The organism is Sphingomonas leidyi, from assembly GCF_011761945.1.
GTDB lineage: Bacteria > Pseudomonadota > Alphaproteobacteria > Sphingomonadales > Sphingomonadaceae > Sphingomonas > Sphingomonas leidyi.
Genome location: NZ_JAASQV010000007.1, coordinates 14,045 through 36,683 on the forward strand (window position 1 = coordinate 14,045; position 22,639 = coordinate 36,683).

The following is a 22,639-nucleotide window of genomic DNA, read 5'->3' on the forward strand; positions in this document are numbered from 1 at the left end:
GACCTTGGCGACGCTAGCCGCGATGGCGCAACGCATCGACGATGACCTGAAATGCCGGGAGATTCTGGCGGCGGCTCGGATAGTAGAGGAAATAGCCATCGAAGAAGGGCGACCAGTCGTCGAGGACCTGGACGAGTTCGCCGGACGCGATATGCCGTTCGACGATGCTCTCGGGCACATAGGCGATACCGTAGCCGCTCGCGGCGGCGTCGATCATGGCATAGCTGTTGTTGAAGGCGAGCTGGCCATCGACCCGAACGCGCAGTTCCTTGCCGTCCTTCTCGAATTCCCAGGCATAGAGGCCGCCCGAGGTCTCGTGCCGCATGTTGATGCAGACATGCCCGACCAGTTCGCGAGGATGCTGCGGTTTCTCCCGCGCCACAAAATAGTCGGGAGACGCGACCGCCACCAACCGCCAATCAGGCCCGATCCGTACCGCGATCATATCCTGCTCGACGCTTTCGCCGAGGCGCACCCCCGCGTCATAGCCTTCCTCGACGATATTTCGGAAGCTGCTGTCGAGGAGGAGTTCGACGCTGATATCGGGATACACGCTCAGCACGGGCTTCAATTTCGGCCAGACCACGCTCTCGAGCGCATGATCCGAGAGGGTGAGCCGGATCGATCCTGAAGGCTTGTCGCGAAGCGCTGTTAGCGCCGCGATCTCCTCCTCGATTTCGGCAATGCGCGGAGCGAGCGTCTGGAGCAGTCGCTCGCCAGCTTCGGTCGTCGCGACATTGCGCGTCGTGCGTGTCAGCAAGCGGATGCCCATCCGCGCCTCGAGCTGCTTGATCGCATGGCTGAGCGTCGATTGCGCGACGCCGAGCTTGGCGGCCGCCTTGGTGAAGCTGCGTTCCTCGGCAACGGCCTGGAACCAGATCAGTTGATTGAGGTCGGTTCGAGCCATGATCCTCCCAGAGGATTATTAGTACATATCGATTAGTTCATGCGGATTTGCACGGGTAATTGCTTTATCGCGGAATCGCTAGATGGCTCCTGCAAGTTACGGGAGCGAAGAGAATGACCGCGGCAGCCCTGGCGATCGAGGAAAACAGGCCCACAGCTGCTTGGGGCGCAGTCATGTCGATGGCGCTGTGCGTTGCGATGCTGATCGCGTCGGAGTTCATGCCGGTCAGCCTGCTGACGCCGATGGCTCATGGCCTTGGGGCGACCGAGGGCCAGACCGGACAGGCGATCTCCGTGAGCGGGTTGTTCGCGGTCGCGGCCAGTCTCCTTATCACGACCGCGGCGGGCACGCTCAACCGCAAATGGGTGCTGGTGGCGACGACCGCCCTCATGCTGCTGTCGCTCGTCCTCGTCGCCGCTGCACCGAGTTTCGCGGTGCTGATGATCGGTCGCGCATTGCTCGGCATTTGCATCGGCGGCTTCTGGTCGCTGGCAACGGCAGTGATCATGCGGCTGGTTCCGCAGGACGATGTGCCGAAGGCGCTCGCGCTGATGTTCGGTGGGCAGGCGATTGCCGGTGCTTTCGCCGCGCCGATCGGCAGCTATCTCGGCGGCCTGTTCGGATGGCGCGAGGTGTTCTGGGCGCTGACGCCGATCGTCGCGATCAATCTCGTCTGGCATGTCGTCGCCCTACCTTCGCTGCCCACCGCGCAGAAGCAGGATGTCCGAACCATGCTCGGCCTGTTGAAGCGTCCATATTTCCGGCGCGGGCTGATCGCCTGCATGCTGTCATGGGGTTCGGCCTTCACCATGTTCACCTACCTCCGGCCGTTTCTCGAGCAGGTCACGGGCGTCGGCGTGACGGGGCTATCGATCCTTCTGCTGATCCTCGGTTGCGCGGGCTTCCTCGGCACCTGGGCCGCGGATCGCCTTCTGACAGGCAATGTCGCACCGTTCCTCAAGCTGCCCGCGCTCGTCATGGGCGGCGCGACGATCGGTCTGCTGCTGCTCGGCTTCTCGGTCATCGCGGCAGCTCTGTTCATGGCGATCTGGGGCGCGATGAACACCATGTTCTCGGTGATCTGGATGACGTGGATGTCGCGGAATGCTGACGACGCGCCTGAAGCCGCCGGCAGCCTGATGGTCGCGGCGATCCAGACTTCCATCCTGCTCGGCGCCGTTATGGGCGGGATGCTGCTCGACAGCCTTTCGATCCAGGCGACTTTCATCGGCAGCATCGTCCTCGCCGCCGCCGCGATCCTGCTGATCGGCAACGGCCGTAAGATGCTCAAGCCGGAATGAGGAGATGACCATGACCGACACGACCACGCGAACCGCGCAGGCCAAGCCCGTAGGGCGGCGCGCGTTGCTCAAACTGACCGGCGCAGGCGCGGCTGCCCTGACCGCCGGGTCGCTCTTCAACATCTCCAACGCGGAGGCCCGGACGATGGAAACGCAGACCATGACGACCGAATGGGACAAGACCTTCCCGAAGAGCCCGAACGTCGATCATCAGAAGATCAGGTTCAAGAACCGCTATGGCATCACCCTTGCGGGCGACCTCTATCTGCCGAAGAACCATGCGGACAAGCGCCTTGCCGCGCTCGCTGTCGGCGGTCCGTTCGGTGCGGTCAAGGAGCAGTCGTCAGGGCTGTATGCGCAGACCATGGCCGAGCGCGGCTTCGCTGCCCTGGCCTTCGACGCGTCCTACACCGGCGAGAGCGGCGGCGAACCGCGCAATATCGCCTCTCCCGACATCAACACCGAAGATTTCAGCGCAGCAGTCGACTTTCTCGGCCTGCATCCCTCGGTCGATCGCGAGCGGATCGGGATCATCGGTATTTGCGGCTGGGGTGGCATGGCGCTGAACGCGGCCGCGGTGGACAAGCGCGTCAAGGCAGTCGTCGCGAGCACCATGTACGACATGACCCGCGTCATGTCGAAGGGCTACAACGACAGCGTGACGCTCGAACAGCGGACGCAGATGCTGGAGCAACTCAGCCGACAGCGCTGGGCCGACGCGGCGGATGGTAAGTCGGCCTATCAGTCTCGCTACAACGAGCTGAAGGGTGACGAAGCGCAGTTCCTGGTCGACTATCACGACTACTACATGACGCCGCGCGGCTATCACGCGCGTGCGGTCAACTCGGGCAACGCCTGGACGCGGACCACGCCGCTGTCGTTCATGAACATGCCGCTCCTGACCTACATCAAGGAAATCTCGCCGCGCCCGGTGCTGCTGATCCACGGCGAGAAGGCCCATTCGCGCTATTTCAGCGAGACCGCCTTCGCCGCGGCGGGAGAGCCGAAGGAACTGATGATCATCCCCGGGGCCAGCCACGTTGATCTCTACGACCGAACGGACGTGATCCCGCTCGACAAGCTGCACTCCTTCTTCGAGCAGCATCTTCGCTGAGGGGATGCCTGTTATGACCTCGCGCGCACGTCATCGCATCGCAACTGGCCTCATGTTCGCTGCGCCGTCCGACGTGGCGCTCGCCTGGCTGCTCCACAACCCGGTGGTCAGCGCCGCGATCAGCGGTCCCCGCACGGTCGAACAGCTGCGGCAGAACCTCAGGGCGCCCGCGCTCACGCTCTCGGGCGAGACGCTGACGAAACTGGATGAGATATGGCCCGGCCCCGGTGGCGAGGCGCCGCTGGCCTATGCCTGGTAGAAGCGCGGTGGTTCGGCACCCGCTTCGATGCGCGGCCCCTTTCCGGAGCACGATGGAACCAAGGTAAGGAGACGGTTATCGCCGGCAACATTTCTTCGAGGCGCCTGGTTCCTAAGTACCCGATAGCTACCGTTCTTGCGCCGCCCGAACGGCCGGCGGCTTTCAGGTACGCCTGTCGGCGAGCTAAATGACCGCTATTGGGGCGTTGGCAACCGGTCAGCTTTTGAATCGGTCCCCGCGCCGCTGGACGGCTGAGAATGGGGCGAAAGCCAACCTCCCTGCCTTGTCGGGTGGTTCTACTGTAGAATCAGGACGCTTCGGTCACGCGCCAACTAATGGCGGCTAGAGCAAGCCCAGAGCGCGGAAGCTCGTGACGTCGTGAGCGCCGATGATCAGATGATCCGTCAATCGCACACCGCATAGGTCACAGATACTTGAGACCCGCCGCGTCACTTCCTTGTCTGCTCGGCTTGGCCGATGATCACCGGACGGATGATTGTGAGCAAGAACCAGGTGAGCGGCCCTGCGCGATGTCGCACCGACGAGGAGTCGCTCCAACGGCATCACGATTTCACTGCGCGATCCTTCTATCTCAAACTCATCACAGATAGTGAGATCGCGGGCGAGGAAGATGCCGACAAGAAGTTCCCGCGCCCTACCCTCGAAACGAGGATAAATATAGCGCATCACATCTATCGAATCGCGAACTCGAAAAGCCATTTTCCAACAATGAATATATTCGCCGCCCAATTCCAGGATTCGATAGATATAACTAACGCGAATGTTACGGAGGCGCGCAAAGAGACGTTCCAACGCTCTCCCATTTTCCAGGGCGGTGACCCGTACCAGTTTCGTCGAAACTGCTGGAGCTCCTCAGGCGACATGCCGCGGACGTCACGGAATCTCTGCCATTCACGCTCCTGCGCGAGGAACTCGATGATCCGCTGCTCGTCGCGTTGAAGTTCATCACGGCGAAACGCGGAGGTGAGCCAGCATTGCGCCGGCGATCCTTCCTCGATCATTGTTCCTCGCGCAGGGGCGTCATTTCGTTCCGCGGCGCGGGATCATGGGCACTTGGTGAATTGGCCCTTCTTTGGCCCAGAGGCCACATGGCACTTGCCGTTCTTATCCTTGGTAACACCACCGGTGGTGGCCTTCGCGGCGCTCGCCGCCGGCGTGGCCGGGCACTTGATGAACTTGCCCTTTGCGTCCTTGCACGGGCCCGCCGCGAACGCGGAGGTTGAAGCAGTGAGCAACGCGAGTGACGCGACTGCGAAAGTAATCTTGCGCATGTTCTCTCCTCACCGAACGACTCGTCGGAGCATCGGAGGGTATCACCACCTCGATTGAATCAAAGCCCAACTAGACTAGTCTGAGCTAGTCTAAGGCATCCACGGATCTCGAGCACGGAGTTACCAACTCTGATAGAACTGCAATGGAGCGACGAGGCCGTAGCCACGCACCTGCCCGGATCCAAGGACTAGGGCTGGCGTGCCCGCCAATCTGAACGAACCGCCTCTTCTAGGATCGAGCTGACGCGCGCTCAGCGATCGGGATTGGGGCGCATTGCTGACTGGCCACTCACGGACGCGTCTTTCAGCAGCAGGCGAGTTCGGTAAGCAGCGGCTCACACAATTCCGCGCGCCCTTCGCAACAATCCTTCGCAAGGAAGAGCATTAGCGCGCGCAGCGTATCACCTAGCAGCGGCGGGGCCTAACAAGCCGGATTGGATGCGACGCCTTTAGCGATCTGCGGTCCGGTACCCTATATCAGATGCGAACGTAGAAGAGGTGCGACGGGGCGGGTGGGAATCGATCCAACATTGGGCAACGGTCTGAGCACTGGCGCGAAGGCGGGCGGCAAGGCGCTGCTCGCTAAGGCCATGCTCCAGTGGAAGCGGCGCGGCGCGTCGCCCCTGACCGACCTCGCCGCCGGCACCGTCGACCGCGAGCTGGAGGAGGCGCTCGACACGCTCACCGGCGATGCCGCCACGCTTCCCGACGCGATCGCCAAGCGCCTGAAGGCGGCGATATCCGCGCGCCCGCCGATGTTCGCCGAGACCGAGGTGCGCGAATGGCTGCGCATTCCCGAGGTGCGCGCGGTGATCAAGGACGCGACGCTCGCGTCCGTGGCCCAGGAGGCGATCGACGCGCAGCGTGCAGAGGCCGAACGCCTCTACTTGGAGGCGACGGGCGACGCGAACTGGTATGGCGGCGCGCTGTTCGACCACGCCGTGGCCTTCCTGTCGCTCACGCTCGACGCGAAGACCTCGACCGAGACTCGGCTCGGCATCGCCACCGGCAACCGCAACACGGCGCGGCTCGCCGCGGACATCGCCGACGTCGGCCGCTCCGTCGCCGACGGGAACGACCGCATGGTCGCGCTGCTCCAACAGGTCGTCGACGGGCAGGCCGGCGGCCCGTTCCCGGCGGAAATCGTCGGGGAACACATCCTCGCGGAGGTAGCGACTGAGACGCGCTGGCGCGCCATCGTGGATGAAAAGCAGGTCGAACGCACCGTGCAGCTCGCCGAGCGCGTCGCTGACGGCGGGGACCTTCGCGAAGCCCCACCCGCCGCCCGGAGCGGCGCGATGCGGATGGCCGCGGCGACGCTCGCGCGGAACGGCCGTGCGCCCGACGCCGCCAAGTGGCTCGACGCCGCGACGGGCGCCGGCGCGAACGACCTCGGGACCGACCGGGCGAGGATCGCGATCTTCGAGAAGGACTGGAACGCCGCGGCGACCCTGCTGAAGGACCGGACCGACCGCATCGCGGTATCGCTAGCGATCGATCTGATCAGGGGCCGGGACGGGGACGCCACCGCGCTCGATTACGTCGACCGCCACATGGCGCACGCGGACATGACCGGGTTCCTCGTGCCGGCGGTCGCGACCTTGATGGCGATCGCCGATCGCTGGGAGGATGCCGAGGGCATCTACGCGGCGGCGAGCGACGAGCAGATCGAAGAGAATCCTACTCTGCTCTACGCGCGGGCGCGGATGCGGATCGCGATGCTCGGACCGGCGGACCAGCGCCTCGGCACGATCGAGAGCACGTCCAACCTCCCTCAGCCGTCGGCGGTCCGGAACGATGCCGAAGGCGCGCGCCTGCTCGGCGCGGCGCGGGATGATCTCGCCGCCCTGGCGGCCCAGATCCCCGGGGACCGCTACGCTGCCTTCGCCGTCAGCGTCGATGTCCATCGCCTCTACCTCGACCTCCTGTCGGGCGACCCCGAGCTGGTCGAGGCGGCGACGGACCGGTTGCACGACAAGCTCGCCGACTACGAGCAGGTGGTCGACTACGCCTGGCTGGCACTGGCCTTCGACATCGAGTTCGACGAGACGACCCTGCGCGCCAACCTCGACCGCGCTCGCGCCGTGGGCGGCTGGCACCAAGGGCAGCTCGTCACCGCCTTCCAGGTCGCCATGCGGGACGACCACGACGGCGGGTCGCTCACGGCCTTCATCGACGCCAACCGCGACCAGCTCGTCGAGGCGCTTGGGGCCGGGCAGACGGTCGGCATTGAGATCGAGGCGCTCGCGCAGCAGGGGCGCATCCCCGAGGGTCGCGCGCGCCTCGACGAATGGCGGGGCCGTCTCGAGCCGAATACGATCGGGCGCCTCGAGGCTCTGCTCGACGAGCAGGAAGGGGGCAATCCGCTCGCGATCCGGCTCGCCCGGTTCGAGGCGACCGACGCCGAGCCCGACCTGCTCGCGCTCATCGGCGCGCTCGGCGAGGGCGGGGATGACAGGCTTGCGGACTATTCGGCGCTGATGTGGCGTCGGCGGCACCGGACCGAGGACGCCGTCCGGGCCTGCAACGTCTACTTCAACAGCGGCAGGGACGGCCCGCTCGACGCGTTCCTGGAGGAGATCGGGACCGGCGTCGACGACGATCCGCGGCTCTCGGCGCATGCGGCCTGGGCTTCATACCGCGCGGGCGAGCTCGACGAGGCGGACCGCCGCCTGGCGCCGCTCCGGGTCGCCTCACCCGACGACGTCTCGCTTCGCCAGCTCGACATCAACGTCGCGCTCGAGGGCGGCGACTGGCGCCGGCTGGCACCGCTCGTGCGGGAGGACCTCGACCGACGCGAGCACCGGTCGGCCCGCCAACTCCTCCAGGCGGCCGAACTCGCCCACGCCATGGACGACCCGATCTCGGACGAACTCACGCGCGCCGCGGCTGCGGCCGCACCGGACACCGCCGCCGTCCTCATGCAGGCGTTCACCCAGGCGCTGCGCAGGGGTCGGGACTGGAGCGACGAGACCGGCGAGTGGCTCCGGCGCGCCATCGAGCTGTCCGGCGACTCGGGCCCGCTGCAGCGCCGAAAGCTCCAGGACGTCATCGAGCTGCGCGACGAGCACTTCCGCCGCAGCTTGGAGATCGACGGGCTGATCATGTCCGGCGACGTGCCGCTGGCGATGGTCGCGGCGCCGCTCGGGACGACGCTGAGCGAACTCGTGCTCTCGCGTCTCGCGGCCAACGTCACGATCGAGGACGGCAGACACCGGACGTGCCTGCCCTTCGTCGCCGGCAACCGGCTGAACGTCGACATGACCGGCGCGACCCGCATCGGGCTCGACCCCAACGCGATCCTCGCGCTCCAACTCTGCGGCCTGCTCGAGGACACGCTCGGCGCGTTCCCCGAGATCGTGATCCCCGCCGGCACGCTCCCGTCCATGTTCAACGACCTAACGCGCGCGGACCGCTCGCAGCCGGCGCGCGTCGAGCAGGGGATCAGGATCAAGGAACTCGCCGGCAACGGCCGGCTCGAGACGCTGCCCGCGGTGCCCGCTGACGTCGACCCGTTCGACGACCTCCACGCGGCAGCGGAGCGGCTGGGCGGGTCGGTCGTCCACGGCTTCCCAATCTACGTCGCCGGCACCTTCATGGAGGAGATGCGGGACGCCGAGCCATTCAAGGAACGCCTGGTGAGCCCGGGGGCGGTCGCGGCTGCGCTGGCGGCGCTGGGGGAGACCAGCGTCGAGGAGACGGAAAAGGCCGCGAAGCGGCTGGAAGGCTCCGGCAGCTGGCCGGACGAGACTCCGCCGGACCTCGACCGCCCGCTCGTCGTCGACGGCGTGTCGCTGCACGCGCTCGACGACGCGGGCATCCTCGAGCCGCTCCTGCGCGCGGGCGCGAAGGTCTTCATCCCGAAGGCCGTGGTCGACATGGCCGAGAACGAGATCCGCCAGCGCTCGGACTCGCAGGAACTCGCGCGTTCGATCGAAACCGTCCGGGCGACGCTGCGGTCGGCGCTGACGAGCGGCAAGGCCGTCATCGGCAGGTTCCGGCGCGACGCCGAGGTCCTGCCTCGGGACCAGGACGGCAACGTCGAGCGCGATCCCGCGCTCGCCCCGCTCATCTCGCTGCTTCAGGACGGTTCCGGGGTCGAGGCACTCATCTCCGGCGACCGGATGGTGAACCGCCACGGCGCGTTCACCGATCGGACGGGCGGCGGCCGCCCGGTGCTCACCATCATCGACGTGATCAACCAGCTGGTGCGGGCCGGCAGAATAACTGCCGCCCGTCGGGCGACAGCGATCCGCAAGCTGCGCGAGGCCGGCGTCGCGATGATCCCCACGGACGCCGACGAGGTCGCGGCCGCGGCGGCGATCGGGAACTGGACGCACGGGCCCTCGCGCGACCTGCGCGCGATCTGTGACTCCATCCATCTGCCCCTGCTGCGCCGGGCCTTGCTCCTGCCCGACGACCGGCACTGGCTCCGAGGCGCTACGCTATCGATGGCACTGGCGATCAGGAAGTGTTGGGCCGACCTCGACGTCGAGGTCGCCACCAAGGCGGCGGACTTCCTGTTCCACAACCTACCCAATGTCGCGGGCTGGATCGAGCGGGACCCGGACCCGTCCGCCAGCGCCTGGCCCGACGAGGTGGCGATCGCCGTCCACGCCGTGCTCGCCCTGCCGTTCGAGGTACCGCCCGAACGGCTCGAGGCATATCACGACTGGTATGCTTCGCGCGTCCGCCCCCGTCTCGAGGGTCGCGACCGGGCCGCACTCGCAGGCGTCAGGAGCCGGCTCGGACTGGTGCTGACCACCCCGCGCCAACAGGTCGACCCCGACATCGGACCGGTCTCGCCGGAACAGGAAGCGCGCCTCAACCGGCTCGTCGCCGGACTCGTCCCCAAGTTCCACCTCGACGCGCTGGTCGACGAGGCGGCCGTGCACGCCGCACTCAGCGGCACGCGCGCCGCGATCGTCGTGGACGAGCACGAGGTCGAGGTCGCAGCGGTCGCCCGCTTCCTCGGCGACGCGATGGACGGTGTAGCGTCGCCGCTGACGGCCGTGGACGGGACCGTGCTAGCCGAGAGCGGCGACGCCCGGCCGGACGGCTCGGCCGCGATCACGCGACCATGGGGGACGCTCCGGTTCGACATGGCCGGGCTCTTCGCGAAGGATCCCGCAATGCGACGGCTGACGTTCGACTCGCTGGCTGCGCAGAACACGATCGCCCCGAGCAGCGCGGCGCGCTGGCGCGACGTCGTCGCGAGCGCGCCGCTTCCGGCCGACCTCATGGTCATCCTGATGGACGAACTGCACGCCTCGCCCGAGACGTTCCTGGCGTCCCTGCGCCAGACCGACCATCCGCTGAACTTCTCCGACATCTCCACGCTCGACGAGCGCCTGCTCGCCTCCATCCTCGACGTCGCGGACCCGGCCGCGGACCTCGCCGCCACGATCGACGCCGTGGTGACTGCGCACGCCGCGGCCCCCGGACCGGCGCACGCCGCGCGCGCACTTGCGCCGCTCGCCGTTTCGCCGGACTTCAAGTTCCCCAAGCTGGTGGCCGAGCTCGGCGACGAGGAGGTCGCGGGACTGTGCGGGGACTTGATCGAGGAGGGCGACGCGTTCAGTCTCGTCGCCGCGTTCGAGGCGTGCTGCGCGCGGCACACGTCGCCCGCTTGCGTCGCCGTCGGGAACAGGATCCTGGAGGCGCTCTTCGGCGAGGAAGGCCGGCACGACCAGATCGCGCACGACTGGTGCATCGCGGCCCGCATGGTCTTGGCGAGCGCGGACCTCGAGCACGCGCTGTTCGACTGGCCCCTGCCGCAGCGGCGGGCGACCCTACTCGCACACGCCGGCAACGTCTCGAGGGCGCTGGCCGGCTACGACTTCGATCGGCCCGAACTGCTCACGACCGCCTATGGCTGGATCGCGACCCGCTACCGGCTTCGCGGCCACCTCGAACGGGTCGAGTCGAGCGAATGGGTCCGGGACTGGCTCAATCCCAGCGTGGTCACCGCCCAGATGATCAGGCGCATGGACGCGGCGCTCGACACGATCGACGTCGAGAAACGGCCGAAGCCGTGGGTCGAGGGCATCGCCAAGGGCGTCGGCCCCTTCGCCGGCAACCACACCCGCGCGATGTTCGCGATACCCGGACCGCTCGACGCCTTCTCCCCGACGTTCCGGCGCGGCGAGGATCTGGAATCGGACAAGTGGGCGCCCGAGATCGTCGGCGCAGGAGCGGTCCCGGCCCTCAACATGCTCTACGTGCTGGTGTCGGCGGGAGGGCCGCCCAACGACCTGCCGCCGATGGTCGACGCCGTCGCCGAGCTGGTCGGGCGGTGCGACAGCGAACATCGCAACCAGGCGATCCAGTTCTCGTTCGTCGCGGCGGCCAAGTGGAAGTCCGCCGACCTCGCCGATCGGCTGATGGAGATCGTCCTGGCGGAGCCGGACGCCCGTGGCGAGCGCATCGGAGCCACCGCCGAGTTCGCCGTGTCGGCGGCCGCGGCGCAACCCGACGCGCCCGCGATGAGGGATGCGGCCGTCGCCAGGCTCACAGACCTCGCCTTCGGTCCGCTCGACCACGATGCGGCGGAGACGCTCGCAAATTTCCTCGACCTGCTCGCCAACGTCGTCCCGCCGTGGGCCACGGCGCTCGAGCGTCTCCGCATCGCGGCGCTGCTGGCGGCGTGAGGGAATTTTAGGCTCAGGCCATCGGGCCATATAAGCGGATTTGCTCGCGCCAGGTGGTCCGTGCCCGCCAGCAGATCCATACTACGATTGCCATCATCGGAGCTAGCGGAATGAACGAATGGCCGCTTACGGGTGCGATCATGCTCGCACTAAATCACTAATATGTGGGGGGCTTTGCCGACCGGCGGCTCGTGCCGAACCCGTCCGGCTGCTCTTGGGCCGCTAGCCGACAATCCGCTTTTGGCGCGGTAAGCTCGATAGCTGCCATCTGCCGTTGATCCGCGTTGAAGCCCCACTTGTCGACACGGACACCAATCGATTCATAATGGTTCAGATTATCAGTGTATTGAGCCGATACGGTCTAGTCACAAGATCATAGATCTTGCGCTTCCATCGGCTGACCACAGAGATTTTCGCAATCGCTCGAAGCAGCGAGTAAAAGCGTCTACCAAGGGATGAAGGCGCCTTTCTTACCGCGCGACGCCAGGCGCCAGTTCATCCGATGAATTGGCTCCATCTCGTTGGGAAATTTACATCCATCTTCGGCTCGCTTATCACATCTCGATGCAGGATCGCCGGGGGGCGTTCCTAAGGGGGTGACTGTCAGGCGTATGTCGTTTTCAATCGAGCGAATTGCGGGCGGCTCGGGGACATTTGACCTCATCTTCATCCACGGGCTCTCTGGCGACCCCAAGGCCTCGTGGACGAGCAGTACCGAGGATCCGGCGAAAGCCTATTGGCCACTCTGGCTCGCCAAGGATCTGCCTAACGCAAATGTCTATACATTGGGCTATCCGGCAGATGTGTGGGCGAAGTGGATCGAGCAGGCCATGTCGCTCTACGAGCGCGCAAAGGCGGTACTCGAGCAGCTTGCCGGCATGGGGCTAGGGAGGCGACCCATCGCACTGGTTTGCCACAGCCTGGGTGGCCTGCTGGCCAAGCAGATCATCCGTACCGGCAATGAGGCCGATGATTCGGACTGGTCGGCGATCGCCGGCAACACCCGGTTCGTCGCGTTCCTAGCGACGCCGCACAACGGATCCAGCGTCGCCTCGACCCTCAAATTCTTCCTGCCCCGCACGACCTCGGCAAACATTGAGACGTTGAAGGCTGGCAACGCCCAGCTCGACGAGCTGAACGCGTCATACAAGACGACTGCCGCGAAGCGACCGATCGAGACCGTGGTCTTCTATGAGAAGTTCGCGACCAAGGGGGCGATCATTGTCACCAAGGAAAGCGCGAACCCAGGTGTCACAGGGGTGAATCCTATTCCGGTCGATGCCGACCATATCTCGATTTGCAAGCCAGCCAGCCGAAACTCGCCGGTCTATCTGAGCCTCGCGCGTAAGCTCAGGAAGTTCGCGGAAGCCTGCCCCGCAATCGCGGATGGGCAAGCGGACGAGCCCTTCCAGTTCGAGGGCACCGACTTCGCGGAAAAAGCAAGCGATCGACGCGATCTTCTCGAAAAGCTGACCGCGGCCAACCGCGAGCATGAATATGCCTTCGCAAATGAGGCGCAGAACAAGTTCGCCCAGAGCTATATCCGGCTCGGCCTGCACGCAGCTGCCAAGGAGGCGAATGACAATCTCCTCGATGAAGTCCAGCAACGCTTTGAGATGCACGTCTACCTGCCGCTAATCTGCAAGGCTGCCAGCGATGAGGCGATTCAGCAGGCGCTCCAGACCCAGGTCATCGATGCCGTGGTCGCCAAGTTCGTCGAGCGGCGCGTCTCGGCGCGCAAGGTTGTCGAGGCCTTGTACTTTCTGACCGAGCAATGCCACATCCGTTGGGATCCACAATGAACGTCCGGCTCTGGTATCCGCACCTTGATGTCTACGACACGGTCCGGCGCATGCTGGCACTGATCGTCGCATGGTCCGAGCGCGACATGACGCCCGAGCGGCTCTATGTCTCGGACTTCTATCTCGCGAGCCCAGCCCTACTCCACAAGACCCGGATGGACTCCGAGACACGCAAAGACTTCCAGGCGCTCTCGGTCATGCGCCCGGAAAAGGGCTTCCTGAGCTATCCATCGTCGCAGATGCTATTCGCGAAGATGGAGCCCGTGCAGAAAGAGGCGCTGCGCACCATCGTAGGCAAGGGCTTCGTCGCGATCGAGCCCCTGCGCCAGGGTCGTATCGAGGGCGGCGACAAGCTGCCGGAGATTGCCGACACCGTGTTCGTGACCCAGGCAGAGCGCCGCGTGGTCGAGTTTCTGGTCGAGAGCTTCGCGCGCATCGGCGCTGACGCGCCCGGCGAGTTGCGGCTGAGTACCGGCCTGCGGAGGCCTGGCACATGAGCTTCAGCCTGCTCGCGCTCCGGCGACTGAAAGTCTTCTCCCATGGTCGCGCCGTCTATGACGAGCGCTTCCATCTCGGCGTTAATGTCATTCGCGGCGAGAATGGCTCGGGCAAATCGACCATCGCCGACTTCATTTTCTATGTGTTCGGCGGCGAGTTCGACGACTGGAAGGACCGCGCACGCCAGTGCGACGAGGTCCGCGCAGAAATCCAGACCGCGTCCGCCACCCTCACGCTAAGACGGCTGATCGGCGCGAAGCAGGAGCCGATAACCGTCTTCTATGGCCGGCTCGAGGACGCTGAGAAAAGTCCGATTGAGGGATGGGAACGCTATCCGATCCGCCGACAGAGCGAGAAGCAACTGGGCTTCTCGCAGGTGCTCTTCCGCGCATCCGGCATTCCCGAGGCGCCGAGCGACGAGGGGGCGAACGTCACCGCCCACCAGATAATGCGCCTGCTCTATTCCGATCAGCGTACGCCGGCTCCGCGCCTATTCAGGTTCGAACGGTTCGACACGCGCGACATCCGCGCGGCGGTTGGCGACTTGCTGCTCGGCGCCAACAGCTATGCGCTTTATGAAGCCCAAGTCGAGCTTCGGACAGCGACCAAGCTGCTCGAGGATCGACAACAGCGGCTCCGCTCGCTGCTGGAGGCCATCCCGAGCGACTATGGCTCGATGAACACTGGCGAGCTCGGCGCGCGGATCGCGGCGCTGTCGACGGAGGCCGACCGGCTTGTCGAGCAGATCGGCAGTCTTGACGAAGACGAGCCCGAAGATGCGGAAAAGGAGTTCCAGAACCGGCGAACCGACGCAGTGAAGGAATTGCGCGGCCAGCGCACGTCGCTGCGGCGCATCGAGGAGCAGAGCGAACGACTGGGCCTCGAAATAACCGACCTGGACGTCTTCGTCGACTATCTCGAGGAGACGATGGGCAAGGTGAACGCCGCTTCGTCGATCGCCGACGCGCTCGGTGCGATCGACTTTGCCTATTGCCCCGCCTGTCTCGAGCCTCTGGACGGCGAGCGGGAAAGCGGACGCTGCGTTGTGTGCACCAAGCCCGTTGACCCTGAACGCGAGAGCGCCCGCTATCTGGAGATCAAGCTCGACATCAGCTTGCAGCTGCGCGAAACCCGCCAGATCCTCGAGGGCAAGGAGCTCGAACTGCAGAAGACGGGCCAGGAACTGCGTTCGGCACGCCAGGCAATGACCAAGCGTTCCATCGCCTTCCAATCCGAGTTCGAGCTCGCTGCGTCACCGCGTGAGGCCCGCCTGGCCGGCCTCAACCAGCGCATCGGCGAGATCGGACAGCAGATCGCCTATCTGGGATCGGTGCGGGAATTGGCCGAAAAGGTGGCCAAGCTGATCGCTGAGCGCGATGACGCGCAGAAATCGGTCGACGTAGTGACGGCGCGCATCGACTCGCTGCGTATGGCGAGTGGCGGACGCGTCACCCAGGCAATGGGCCTAGTTGGGGCCATGACCAAAGAGTTGTTGAAGCGGGATCTGAAGCGGCAGGAGGAGTTTGCGGATCCCCGTCAGGTGACGGTCGATTTTGAGGATGATGCCATCCTTGTCGATGGCAAGCTCAATTTCGCCGAGAGCAGTAACGTCGTGTTGAAGAATGCGGCGATCCTCGCACTGCTTGGTGCAGCAGCATCGGACGAGAAATTCTATCACCCCCGATTCCTGCTTATGGACAATGTCGAGGACAAGGGGATGGAGCAGGTCCGCAGTTACAACTTTCAGAAGATGATCGTCGATCTGTCGAAGCGGGTGCGCCTCACCCATCAGATTATCTTCACGACCTCAATGCCGAACCCGGCGCTGGATCTAGAACACCTCGCGATTGGGCCGCATTACACCGAGCACTATCGGACCCTGAATTTCGACGGCCGACCGTATCCGGACGACGATCCGGAGCCAGACAACGAGGCGTACAGTGACTGACAAGAATGACGTTGCCATTGTTCTCGAGGGTTCTGGGCGGCTCTAAGATTGCCAAAACATCGACAAAATCGCCGATATCATTCGCCGCTAGAATGAGCCGGGCAACCCGCCTCTCGGGGCTAGCCATTCGATCAGAGCCGAGCCCGGCGCGGCAGAGATACTAGCAGGCAAAGGAATCATATTCGCGAACGATCAAAGCCAGGTCGGCATCGAAAGGGTAGTTGGCCTAGCGGTCACTGAGTGCGGCATCGGTGCTTGCTTGTACAGCCGCTCCACTTCGCCCTAAGCCCCCAGGAGATGTAATCGATCAGCATGGCCCAGTTTCGTTTGCGCGAGAGGCGCGACCTGAACGAACGTCCACTTTCGGCCGGCGGCCCAGACCCGTTGAACGACTGACATTGGGGCGTATCGCTGCCCGGCGGCTTACCCCAAATGGCGCCGGATCAGCCGTTCGAGTGAAGATCTTCTAGCGAAGTGACCAGTCCAGCACTAGGTCGGAGATTAATCACCCCATCAATCACCCTTCCAACCACCCTTCGTGCACACCCAACTAAGGCGCTGATTCAATATAATTTTCGCCCATGCAGATTGCGACTCAGTCCAACATGAGACTAACAGCCCCAATTAGGCATCCCTACTTTGCGAATACCGGCCCCTATGGATTATAGATCGATCCACTTCGTAAGGCGTGAATATCCATGCTTCTTAGTGCTTTACCGGGAGGCATCAGGCTTCAGAGTGGGTTTCCGTGATCGACCGTCCACAACCATCCCTCGGGCGACCCCTCGCCCAGCCGCGCCGACATCGAGATCACGCGCCAGATCGTCGCTGCGGGCAAGGGGCTGGGGATCGGCGTGCACGACCACATCATCCTGGGGCGCGAGGGGCACGCGTCGCTCAGGGGACAGGGGCTGATCTAGGGACGGGTTTGCGAGAAGCGGCCGGCAAGCCAAACGGCCGCCGGAGGCAAGTCCGGCGGCCGTTCGGGAGCAAGCGCCATGCGCGGGCGCGACGGGACGGGATCAGCCCGGCTGCTTCGGAGTCAGGAACACGGTGAGTTCCTGCTTGTTCACCGAAGCGCTCTTGTCGGTATCGGCGCTGGCAAAGGCCTGGTTGGCCCAGGTCGCCGCCTCGGCGCTTCCCGGCTGGAAGTTCGGCTCCGCGGCCTTGCGCAGCGCCCCCATCCAGGCGGCGAACTCGGTCGCGTCCAGCCTGCCGTCGCCATCCTTGTCATAGCTGCCGAAGTCGCGGCCCACTGCCTGGGCGACCTGCTCCTGCGTGGCGGCCGGAGTCGCGACGGGCCCGGTCGCCGCCGAGGCGGCAGCCGCCGGCTGGCCGGGCGTGGGCGACGCTTCCTGCGCCGCACCCTGGGCCGGCTGCGTATTATCCTGCACGGGCACCTCCTGCGCAAAGACAGGAACAGCGAACAACATAGAAGTAGTGAGAATAATCGACTTCATCATGAATATATCTCCTAAACTGATCAGGAGATGTATTCATATTTCTCCTGATGTTATTTTTAGAAACTCCCCATATCAACCCATGGTCCGGCGATCATGTTCCCGATTTCATCGCGACCAGCCTCACCCTGCCCCTCCACCGGCTCGATTTGCCGCATTTCATTTGCCCTGTGGCGCATGCGTCACGGGCGGTGCAGGATGGCGCGATGTTCGATCGCCGCACCTTGCTGTTCGGAATGGCCGCCGGCCTCGCCGGCTGCGGCGGCGCCCCGAAGGCATCGGGAAAGGCCGACGAGCCCCGGCCGCCGCGCCTCGCCGCCAGCGGCCCGGCCGCCAGGCTGGTCTCCGCCGCGCGCGCCCAGGTCGGCGTCACGCGCAGCTACGACTCGACCTATACCCGGCTCGCCTTCCCCAATGGCGACGTGCCGCGGGAGAAGGGCGTGTGCACCGATGTGCTGATCCGCGCCTATCGCGACGCCTTCGGGATCGATCTCCAGGCGCTGGTCCATGCCGACATGAAGCGGGACTTCGCCGCCTATCCCCGCAAATGGGGGCTGGCCCATCCGGATCCGAGCATCGATCACCGGCGCGTGCCCAATCTCGCCCGCTTCCTCGCGCGCATGGGCGCCGCGCTGCCGGTGCCCGCCGACGGCAAGGGCTGGCTGCCGGGCGACATCTTCACCTCCGCGCCCGCGAACGGCATGGGCGGCACCGCCACGCATATCGGCCTGGTCTCGGACCTGCCCGGCGCCCATGCCCCGATGATCCTCCACAATATCGGCCGCGGCGCCCGCGAGGAGGATGCGCTGCTCGACTGGCCGATCACCGGGCGCTTCCGCTGGAAAGTCTAGGGCGCGCTTGCTAGGGGGCCGCCATACCCCCGGCGAAAGGCTTGCAATGGTTCCCCGTTATTCGCGCCCCGAAATGACCGCCATCTGGTCGCCCGAGGCGCGCTTCCGCATCTGGTTCGAGATCGAGGCGCACGCCACCGAGGCGCTGGCCGAGCTCGGCGTGGTGCCGAAGAGCGCCGCCAAGGCGCTGTGGGACTGGTGGGCGACCAACCCGGCGATCGACGTCGCCGCGATCGACGCGATCGAGGCCGTGACCAAGCACGACGTGATCGCCTTCCTCACCTGGGTGGCCGAGCAGGTGGGCGACGAGGCCCGCTTCATGCACCAGGGGATGACCAGCTCGGACGTGCTCGACACCTGCCTGGCCGTGCAGCTGGCCCGCGCTTCGGACATCCTGCTCGCCGATCTCGACCGGCTGCTCGAAGTGCTCGAGCGCCGCGCCCATGAGCACAAGCTCACGCCCACGATCGGCCGCAGCCACGGCATCCATGCCGAGCCGGTCACCTTCGGCCTCAAGCTCGCCGAGGCCTATGCCGAGTTCAAGCGCAACCGCGAGCGCCTCGCCGCCGCCCGCGCGGACATCGCCACCTGCGCCATTTCGGGTGCGGTCGGCACCTTCGCCAATATCGATCCGCGCGTCGAAGCGCATGTCGCCGCCAAGCTCGGCCTCGCGGTCGAGCCGGTCTCGACCCAGGTGATCCCGCGCGACCGCCACGCGATGTTCTTCGCCACGCTCGGCGTGATCGCCTCGTCGATCGAGCGCCTCGCCGTCGAGGTCCGCCACCTGCAGCGCACCGAAGTGCTCGAGGCCGAGGAATATTTCTCGCCCGGCCAGAAGGGCTCGTCGGCGATGCCGCACAAGCGCAACCCGGTGCTGACCGAGAACCTCACCGGCCTCGCCCGCATGGTGCGCAGCGCGACGATCCCGGCGATGGAGAATGTCGCGCTGTGGCACGAGCGCGACATCTCGCACTCGTCGGTCGAGCGCTATATCGGCCCGGACGCGACGATCACGCTCGATTTCGCCCTGGCCCGCCTCACCGGCGTGATGGACAAGCTGCTCGTCTACCCGGCGCGCATGCAGAAGAATTTGGACCGGATGGGCGGCCTCGTGCATTCCCAGCGCGTGCTTCTCGCCCTCACCCAGGCCGGCGTCAGCCGCGAGGACAGCTATCGGCTCGTCCAGCGCAATGCGATGAAGGTGTGGGAATCGGACGGCGAGCTCTCGCTGCTCGAACTGCTCAAGGCCGATCCGGAAGTGACCGCCGCGCTCTCGCCGGCGGAAATCGAGGACAAGTTCGACCTCGGCTATCATTTCAAGCAGGTCGACACGATCTTCGAGCGCGTCTTCGCTTGACGCCGAGCCGCAAGGCGCTGCGCGAGGCGACGGCCAACGCGCATGACCGCGTCGATGCGGCGTTCGCGGATTTCGACCTGGCCGACCGGGAAGGCTATGCCCGCTTCCTCGCCGCCCATGCCGATGTGGTGTGGCCATTGGAAGCGGAGCTGCCCGGCGAACGGGTAATCGCGGACTGGGAGGAGCGGAAACGCGGACATCTGCTCAGCGAGGACCTGGCCTTCCTTCGCTCTGCCTTTCGTCATCCGCGCGAAGGCGGGGACCCGGAACCGCAGGCGATGTCCTCCATTGCCCTGGATCCCCGCCTTCGCGGGGACGACGGAAGTTGGGACGCTCCCGTCATCGCCGGTACCCTCTACGTCCTCGAAGGCTCGCGTCTCGGCGGCAAGTTTCTTGCCCGCCGCCTGCCCGCCGGATTTCCCCGCGCCTATCTTGATGCAGATCAGCGCGCCGAAAAGTGGCAGCAACTACTGAGGGTTATCGACGGCCTGCTTCGCGAACCGCTCGCGCTGGACGCCGCTCTCGCCGCAGCGCTTGCCACTTTCACGGCGTTCGAGCGTTCGGCGGAGAAATGGCGAAGGGCAGAGATTGGCCAGTAACCGCGATTTCGAAGTCGATCTCACCAATTGCGATCGCGAGCCGATTCATGCGCTGGGCGCCGTCCAGCCCTTCGGCTTCCTGCTTGCGCTTTCGGTCGACTGGCTGATCCGCCGCGTCTCGGCCAATGCCGAGCACTTCCTCGAACAACCCGCCGACGACCTGCTCGGCACCTCCGCCATCCCGCTGCTCGGCGAACACGCCGTCCACACGCTGCGCAACCGCCTCGCCATGCTGCGCGGCGGCGACGCGGTAGAGCGGGTCTTCGGGCTGCGGATCGCCAGCGGCCGCTGCTTCGATTTCGCGCTGCACATGATCGGCGACACGATCGTGCTGGAGGGCGAGGATTGCAGCGAGGACGCCTCCACCGATATCGGCTCGGCGATCCGCGCGATGATGGCCCGGCTCGACGAGACCGCCGATGCCGCGGCCTTCCATCGCGAAGGCGCCCGCCAGGTCCGCGCCTTGACCGGCTTCGATCGGGTGATGGTCTATCGCTTCGATCGGGACGGTTCGGGCGTAGTGGTGGCCGAGGCTGCCCGCACCGGCATCGGCAGTTTTCTCGACCTGCGCTATCCCGCCAGCGACATCCCGCAGCAGGCGCGCAAGCTCTATGTCCGCACCCCCTTCCGCATCATCGCCGACGTGAATGCCGAGCCGGTGCCCGTACTGCCCCGGCTCGACGAGAGCGGCACGCCAATCGACCTTTCCCTGTCGGTGCTGCGCTCGGTCTCGCCGATCCATATCGAATATCTGAAGAACATGGGAGTCGGCGCCTCGCTCTCCATTTCGATCATCGTCGAGGGTCAGCTCTGGGGCCTGTTCGCCTGCCATCATTATGCCGCACGCTGCCCCAGCTTCGAACGGCGCTCGATCGCCGAGCTGTTCGGCCAGATGTTCGCGCTCAAGCTCGAGAGCCGCGAGCGCAAGGAGCTCGCCGCCTATGAGCTGGCGGCGCGTTCCGCCAGCGATCGGCTTCTCGCCGCGGTGGCCGGCGATTCGACGCTGCTCGACAATCCCGAATGGCTCGGCACGATGATGCGCGAAACCGTGCCGTGCGACGGCATCGCGATCTGGCTCGACGGCAGGGTCTCCTCCTCCGGCATGACGCCCCCGCCCGCTGCATTCCCGGCGATCACCCGCCGACTGAACGCAATGGCCGCGGGCAGGATCTTCTCGACCGATCGCCTCGCAGACACTCTTCCCGCCGCCGCCGACTATGACGATGTCGCCGCCGGCCTGCTCGCGATCCCGATCTCGCGCCGCCCGCGCGATTACGTGCTGCTGTTCCGCCAGGAGAAGATCCGCACGGTCAGATGGGCCGGCGACCCGCACAAGCCCGCGCAGCTCGGCCCCAACGGCCCGCGCCTCACGCCGCGCAAGAGCTTCGAATTATGGAGCCAGGAAGTCCGCGGCCGCTCCGAGCCCTTCTCGAACGCCGAGCTGCGCGTCGCCGAGATGCTGCGCGCGTCGCTGATCGAAGTCGTGCTGCGCCTCAGCGACGAAGCCCAGGAGGAGCGCCGCCGCTTCTCCGAGCGCCAGGAACTGCTGATCGCGGAGCTGAACCACCGCGTCCGCAACATCCTCAGCCTGATCCGCGGCCTCGTCCGCCAGTCGCTCGATCCCGAGGCGGATGCCCGCAACACCATCCATCTGCTCGAAGGCCGGATCGAGAGCCTCGCCCGTGCGCACGACCAGATCACCCAGGACAATTGGTCCGCGGCACCCCTGCTGCGGCTGATCGAGACCGAGGCCGCCGCCTATCTCGCCGGCAAGGCGGGCCGGGTGGAAGCCGACGGGCCGGCGGTGCTGCTCCATCCCCAGGCCTTCTCGGCGCTGGCGCTGGTGCTGCACGAGCTGATGACCAACTCGGCCAAATATGGCGCGCTCTCGGACAATGGCTCGGTCGCCATCGACTGGCGGATCGAGCGCGACGGCGACCTGGCGATCGCATGGCGCGAGCGCGGCGGCCCCGCCGTGCAACCGCCGAAACGGCAAGGCTTCGGCACCACGATCATCACGCGCTCGATCCCCTATGACCTGGGCGGCCGCGCCGAGGTGCGCTATCCGCTCACCGGGCTCGAAGCCGATTTCCGGGTGCCCGCCCGCTATATCGAGATCGACCCGAACCGCGCGGGCCACCCTGCGGCGGCGGCCGCGCCCGCGCCGGGCACCGCCGCGCCCATGCTGCTCTCGGGCGTGGTGCTGCTGGTCGAGGACAGCCTGATCATCGCCATGGACGCCGAGGACATTCTCACGCGCCTCGGTGCCCACCGCGTGGTTACCGCCGGCACGCTCGCCCAGGCGCGCGAGGAGATCGCCCGCGAAACGTTCGAGGCCGCGGTGCTCGACGTCAATCTCGGCGCCGAGACCAGCCTGCCGCTTGCCGACGACCTCACCGCCGCCGGGGTGCCTTTCCTCTTCGCCACCGGCTATGGCGAGCAGCTCAAGCTTCCCAGCGAGCATGCCGCTGCCCTCGTCACCCAGAAGCCCTATACGCTCGCCAGCATCTCCCGCGCGATCTCCGACCTGCTTTCAATGTAGGATTTCGCCGGATACGACTCGCAAGCTCCCCTCTCTTCCAGGGACGGGAATCTCAGGGA

Annotated in this window: 16 protein-coding genes and 2 pseudogenes; 12 read left to right on the top strand and 6 right to left on the bottom strand. The window is 65.8% G+C overall.

Annotation, left to right across the window (positions count from 1 at the left end; translation table 11 throughout):
• Nucleotides 1-13: 13 nt before the first annotated feature.
• Nucleotides 14-907 (bottom strand): LysR family transcriptional regulator, encoded by an 894-nt coding sequence (locus FHR20_RS21495; protein ID WP_167301486.1) that lies wholly within the window; start codon nt 905-907, stop codon nt 14-16.
• Nucleotides 908-966: 59 nt separating this feature from the next.
• Between FHR20_RS21495 and FHR20_RS21500 the strand changes: the two genes are divergently transcribed.
• Genes FHR20_RS21500 through FHR20_RS21510 form a run of 3 tightly spaced genes read left to right on the top strand, consistent with a single transcriptional unit; the run spans nt 967 to nt 3,581 of the window.
• Nucleotides 967-2,208: an MFS transporter gene (locus FHR20_RS21500; protein ID WP_208413808.1), complete on the top strand. Its 1,242-nt coding sequence runs from the start codon at nt 967-969 to the stop codon at nt 2,206-2,208.
• 10 nt (nt 2,209-2,218) lie between these two features.
• Entirely contained in the window at nt 2,219-3,322 is a 1,104-nt protein-coding gene (locus tag FHR20_RS21505; protein ID WP_167301487.1) for an alpha/beta hydrolase, read from the top strand.
• Nucleotides 3,323-3,335: 13 nt separating this feature from the next.
• Nucleotides 3,336-3,581: an aldo/keto reductase gene (locus FHR20_RS21510; RefSeq protein ID WP_243857712.1), complete on the top strand. Its 246-nt coding sequence runs from the start codon at nt 3,336-3,338 to the stop codon at nt 3,579-3,581.
• Nucleotides 3,582-3,923: 342 nt separating this feature from the next.
• On the opposite strand, the gene FHR20_RS21515 is transcribed toward FHR20_RS21510, so the two are convergent.
• The 4 genes and pseudogenes from FHR20_RS21515 to FHR20_RS22960 all read right to left on the bottom strand — a co-directional run.
• On the bottom strand, nt 3,924-4,268 hold the full coding sequence (locus tag FHR20_RS21515; protein WP_167301488.1) for a JAB domain-containing protein: 345 nt from the start codon (nt 4,266-4,268) through the stop codon (nt 3,924-3,926).
• A gap of 5 nt (nt 4,269-4,273) precedes the next feature.
• Complete coding sequence (locus tag FHR20_RS21520; RefSeq protein WP_167301489.1) at nt 4,274-4,603, bottom strand: hypothetical protein; 330 nt, start codon at nt 4,601-4,603, stop codon at nt 4,274-4,276.
• 42 nt (nt 4,604-4,645) lie between these two features.
• Complete coding sequence (locus FHR20_RS21525) at nt 4,646-4,873, bottom strand: hypothetical protein (protein ID WP_167301475.1); 228 nt, start codon at nt 4,871-4,873, stop codon at nt 4,646-4,648.
• Between the two features lie 304 nt (nt 4,874-5,177).
• Nucleotides 5,178-5,276: pseudogene (locus FHR20_RS22960) on the bottom strand (transcriptional regulator); the annotation flags it as partial.
• Between the two features lie 127 nt (nt 5,277-5,403).
• On the opposite strand from FHR20_RS22960, the gene FHR20_RS21535 reads away from it, so the two are divergent.
• The 5 genes and pseudogenes from FHR20_RS21535 to FHR20_RS21555 all read left to right on the top strand — a co-directional run.
• The gene (locus FHR20_RS21535) at nt 5,404-11,523 is read left to right on the top strand and encodes an HTH domain-containing protein (RefSeq protein ID WP_167301490.1); all 6,120 of its coding nucleotides are present in this window, start codon (nt 5,404-5,406) and stop codon (nt 11,521-11,523) included.
• Nucleotides 11,524-12,134: 611 nt separating this feature from the next.
• Entirely contained in the window at nt 12,135-13,325 is a 1,191-nt protein-coding gene (locus FHR20_RS21540; RefSeq protein WP_167301491.1) for an ABC-three component system protein, read from the top strand.
• Complete coding sequence (locus FHR20_RS21545; RefSeq protein ID WP_167301492.1) at nt 13,322-13,822, top strand: ABC-three component system middle component 5; 501 nt, start codon at nt 13,322-13,324, stop codon at nt 13,820-13,822. The genes FHR20_RS21540 and FHR20_RS21545 overlap by 4 nt, the downstream gene beginning before the upstream one ends.
• Nucleotides 13,819-15,771 (top strand): ATP-binding protein, encoded by a 1,953-nt coding sequence (locus FHR20_RS21550; protein ID WP_167301493.1) that lies wholly within the window; start codon nt 13,819-13,821, stop codon nt 15,769-15,771. The genes FHR20_RS21545 and FHR20_RS21550 overlap by 4 nt, the downstream gene beginning before the upstream one ends.
• 758 nt (nt 15,772-16,529) lie before the next feature.
• Nucleotides 16,530-16,691: pseudogene (locus FHR20_RS21555) on the top strand (JAB domain-containing protein); the annotation flags it as partial.
• 102 nt (nt 16,692-16,793) lie between these two features.
• On the opposite strand, the gene FHR20_RS21560 reads toward FHR20_RS21555, so the two are convergent.
• Nucleotides 16,794-17,165: an EF-hand domain-containing protein gene (locus FHR20_RS21560; RefSeq protein WP_167301494.1), complete on the bottom strand. Its 372-nt coding sequence runs from the start codon at nt 17,163-17,165 to the stop codon at nt 16,794-16,796.
• 272 nt (nt 17,166-17,437) lie between these two features.
• Here FHR20_RS21560 and FHR20_RS21565 point away from each other — a divergent pair, with 272 nt between their 5' ends.
• The 4 genes from FHR20_RS21565 to FHR20_RS21580 are packed head-to-tail and all read left to right on the top strand — an operon-like array spanning nt 17,438 to nt 22,580.
• The gene (locus tag FHR20_RS21565; protein ID WP_167301495.1) at nt 17,438-18,082 is read left to right on the top strand and encodes a DUF1287 domain-containing protein; all 645 of its coding nucleotides are present in this window, start codon (nt 17,438-17,440) and stop codon (nt 18,080-18,082) included.
• Between the two features lie 46 nt (nt 18,083-18,128).
• The gene (purB, locus tag FHR20_RS21570) at nt 18,129-19,439 is read left to right on the top strand and encodes an adenylosuccinate lyase (RefSeq protein WP_167301496.1); all 1,311 of its coding nucleotides are present in this window, start codon (nt 18,129-18,131) and stop codon (nt 19,437-19,439) included.
• The gene (locus FHR20_RS21575; protein ID WP_243857714.1) at nt 19,436-20,038 is read left to right on the top strand and encodes a biliverdin-producing heme oxygenase; all 603 of its coding nucleotides are present in this window, start codon (nt 19,436-19,438) and stop codon (nt 20,036-20,038) included. Before purB ends, FHR20_RS21575 begins: the two co-directional genes overlap by 4 nt.
• A complete protein-coding gene (locus FHR20_RS21580; RefSeq protein WP_167301497.1) occupies nt 20,028-22,580 on the top strand; it encodes an HWE histidine kinase domain-containing protein in 2,553 nt (850 codons plus the stop codon). Before FHR20_RS21575 ends, FHR20_RS21580 begins: the two co-directional genes overlap by 11 nt.
• The last annotated feature ends 59 nt before the right edge of the window (nt 22,581-22,639 follow it).

Coding starts and splice junctions, on each gene's coding strand:
- FHR20_RS21565 (WP_167301495.1), top strand. CDS start 17,438: ATGTTCGATCGCCGCACCTTGCTGTTCGGAATGGCCGCCGGCCTCGCC.
- FHR20_RS21515 (WP_167301488.1), bottom strand. CDS start 4,268: ATGCGCTATATTTATCCTCGTTTCGAGGGTAGGGCGCGGGAACTTCTT.
- purB (WP_167301496.1), top strand. CDS start 18,129: ATGGTTCCCCGTTATTCGCGCCCCGAAATGACCGCCATCTGGTCGCCC.
- FHR20_RS21525 (WP_167301475.1), bottom strand. CDS start 4,873: ATGCGCAAGATTACTTTCGCAGTCGCGTCACTCGCGTTGCTCACTGCT.
- FHR20_RS21520 (WP_167301489.1), bottom strand. CDS start 4,603: ATGATCGAGGAAGGATCGCCGGCGCAATGCTGGCTCACCTCCGCGTTT.
- FHR20_RS21540 (WP_167301491.1), top strand. CDS start 12,135: ATGTCGTTTTCAATCGAGCGAATTGCGGGCGGCTCGGGGACATTTGAC.
- FHR20_RS21495 (WP_167301486.1), bottom strand. CDS start 907: ATGGCTCGAACCGACCTCAATCAACTGATCTGGTTCCAGGCCGTTGCC.
- FHR20_RS21510 (WP_243857712.1), top strand. CDS start 3,336: ATGACCTCGCGCGCACGTCATCGCATCGCAACTGGCCTCATGTTCGCT.
- FHR20_RS21505 (WP_167301487.1), top strand. CDS start 2,219: ATGACCGACACGACCACGCGAACCGCGCAGGCCAAGCCCGTAGGGCGG.
- FHR20_RS21550 (WP_167301493.1), top strand. CDS start 13,819: ATGAGCTTCAGCCTGCTCGCGCTCCGGCGACTGAAAGTCTTCTCCCAT.
- FHR20_RS21545 (WP_167301492.1), top strand. CDS start 13,322: ATGAACGTCCGGCTCTGGTATCCGCACCTTGATGTCTACGACACGGTC.